Here is a 2,508-nt window from a genome sequence, read left to right on the forward strand (position 1 = left end):
CTCAGGGGTGAGGGTGACCGTGTACTTTTCTGGCATGAGGAGGGGATTGTTGATTTTCAACCAGTTTCCCTGACTTCTCTCTACCTGTCAAAATCGGTGTGTCGAACTACTAGCCTTAAAATGTTAGGTTGCGCTATCAGTGTACTTAGGCAGCGCTAGGTAGCAAAATAACTAACTACTGATAACACGACTGTTTTAAGGAGACGATCGCTAGAAAATCACGATATAGAGAGCGATTTGGGGATTTTGAGCGGCCTAAAAATGTTAGCTTTTGTTAACGTTTTTCGAGAATAGCCAGAAAAATACAAGGTAGCAAAAATAACTAAGGGTATGAGAATTAGGTATCTAGAGCGATCGCAGGAGTATTAGTAGAAGTGGAGCCAAGCTTTTAGTTGAAAGGCAATTTCCTGAATGAGAGTTCCCAGCACCTCACTCTCCAAAGTAGACATAGTCCAAGTCGGAGTGCCTGAGATAAGCAATTTGGCTTGCCGGAGAATACACGAGTTCAGTGGTGTTGGTATGCCTTTGTGAGTAGCACTGGGCTTGCTCTCCAAGCTCAATTTTTGACGGTCTCCACCAACGTCCTTGAGGAAACGAGTTTAAGTATGTACCGGGAGGCGAAGCTAGATAGGGTGGTTCACATCCTTCCTCATCCAACTGACCCACCGCTAATTTCTCCTTCCTGACTAACTGCTGCACATCCGCTGGCTTCAACTGAAATCGGCAATAGTAGGCATAATCGTCTAAGGCTTTTCCGTTAGTAAAACAACGAAGATTGGACACTTTTCCGGCAAGATTGGGATGCCAAAAGTAAAACCCCATATAGGTTTGGATGGCACTCTCTGAATTCAGCAGATAGGGGGCAGTCAGGTAAGCCAGTAATCCAGACGTAATCAAATAAACAGGAAAAGCGATGGTACCCGCAATCAGCAGTCGGGGAGCAATCCAACGTAAACGCCTTGATAGTTGTGCCATTACAACTCCTTAATTAGGGTTAGTTCTTTAGCAAAAACCTCTGCGCATGCTTGTTAATCAGAACTCCTAATGTAAGCAATCTGGCTGACTGGAGAATACGCCAGTTCATCGGTCCAGATACCCATTGTGGAATAGCACCGTGTTTGCCCTCCAACCCCAAGTTCTGATGGTTTCCACCAAAGTTCTTCAGGAGACTGTATCGCTGCTGGGTTACACCCGTAGATCCAATCAGGATTCCCAGCTAACCCACCAGAATCTAGTACCTTCTCCCTGACAAACTGCAAGATATCTGTTGGTCTCGCCTTAAAACGGCAGTAGTAGCCATAATTGAACGGGCCTTCCCCTCTAGTTACACACTGGAGGTTGGACACTTTTCCAGTGAGGCTCGGAGCCCAAAGGTAAAACCCCGCATAAGTTGGAATCGCACTACCCGAATTCAATAAAGGTGGAACAGCGAACATATAGAGCGTGGTATAAGCAACGAAGCGATAGGAACCAGCGATGATACCAGCAAGGAGTAGTCGAGGAGCAATAGAAAATAAACGCCTTGATAGTTGCGCCATTGCAATTCTTCGATGAAGTAGCACCAAACTAGCAAATCTCTAACGCTCAAGCTTGTATTAAAGCCGTACAGCAAAGCGTTAAAGGTTTTGCCATCTTTTCTGGAGTTTCTAGAAAGCCCATAAGATATTGAGAAGGTGCAGCTTTTGGGAGGTGTGACGTGCCCATCAAATTTTTCGTGTGCTTAATTGGGCTGTTGTTGGCCTTAGCTGGATGCGCGATCGCTCCTCCGATTGAAAGTCCACCTTCAGTTCCAGCGCCAACTCCGATCCCTTCACCCTCGCCACCGACTTCTAGAAGTGTTCACTTACGACTGGGCAATCCTAGTAATGCTGTGGCAGATGTAGCTAAGCCAGATAACTACTTGATGGTGAAGCCGCAGTACGCCTTGTCCTACAATCGCAGCAAAGGTACTCCCAACTGGGTGAGTTGGCAACTGAATTCCAAATGGTTGGGAGAGGCGGAGCGACAGAATGATTTCCGCCCAGACCCCCAGCTTCCAACGGGCTGGTATCGGGTGACTCCCAGAGACTATACAAACAGTGGCTTCGATCGTGGCCATCTCACGTCATCGGAAGATCGCGGCGGAACAGTTGAGGCAAACTCTGCCACCTTTTTGATGACCAATATCATTCCTCAAGCTCCAGACAATAATCAAGGGCCGTGGGTGGCCTTGGAAGAGTACTGCCGAGATTTAGTCAGGCAGGGGAAAGAGCTTTACATCATCGCTGGAGGCAGGGGCCAAGGTGGTGTGGGTGGAAAAGGTGCAATGACCACGCTGGCAGCAGGCAAGGTTGTGGTTCCAGCCAGCACCTGGAAAGTAATTGTGGTGCTCGACAAGCCAGGTGCCGGACTGAAAGGCATCACTAGCAAGACGCGAGTCATTGCAGTGGAGATGCCAAATCGACAGGGGATTAAGAGGAATAGCTGGCAGTCCTTCAAAACCTCGGTGGACCAAATTGAAGCGAAGAC

General features: G+C 47.9%; 3 protein-coding genes. 1 reads left to right on the top strand and 2 read right to left on the bottom strand.

Going from position 1 to position 2,508, the window contains the following annotated elements; translation table 11 throughout:
• Positions 1-429 precede the first annotated feature (429 nt).
• Both H6F90_RS05930 and H6F90_RS30355 read right to left on the bottom strand, forming a co-directional pair.
• Positions 430-975, bottom strand: coding sequence for a hypothetical protein (locus tag H6F90_RS05930; protein ID WP_190551092.1), 546 nt, complete (start codon positions 973-975; stop codon positions 430-432).
• Positions 976-1,028: 53 nt separating this feature from the next.
• On the bottom strand, positions 1,029-1,538 hold the full coding sequence (locus H6F90_RS30355) for a hypothetical protein (protein ID WP_206756158.1): 510 nt from the start codon (positions 1,536-1,538) through the stop codon (positions 1,029-1,031).
• Between the two features lie 158 nt (positions 1,539-1,696).
• Here H6F90_RS30355 and H6F90_RS05935 point away from each other — a divergent pair.
• A partial coding sequence (locus H6F90_RS05935; protein ID WP_370587956.1) for a DNA/RNA non-specific endonuclease occupies positions 1,697-2,508 on the top strand: 812 nt, incomplete at its 3' end.

The organism is Trichocoleus sp. FACHB-591 (genome assembly GCF_014695845.1).
GTDB lineage: Bacteria > Cyanobacteriota > Cyanobacteriia > FACHB-46 > FACHB-46 > Trichocoleus.

Bases quoted from the DNA above. Each gene is read 5' to 3' on its own strand.
- H6F90_RS05930 (WP_190551092.1), bottom strand. From the start codon at position 975: ATGGCACAACTATCAAGGCGTTTACGTTGGATTGCTCCCCGACTGCTG.
- H6F90_RS30355 (WP_206756158.1), bottom strand. From the start codon at position 1,538: ATGGCGCAACTATCAAGGCGTTTATTTTCTATTGCTCCTCGACTACTC.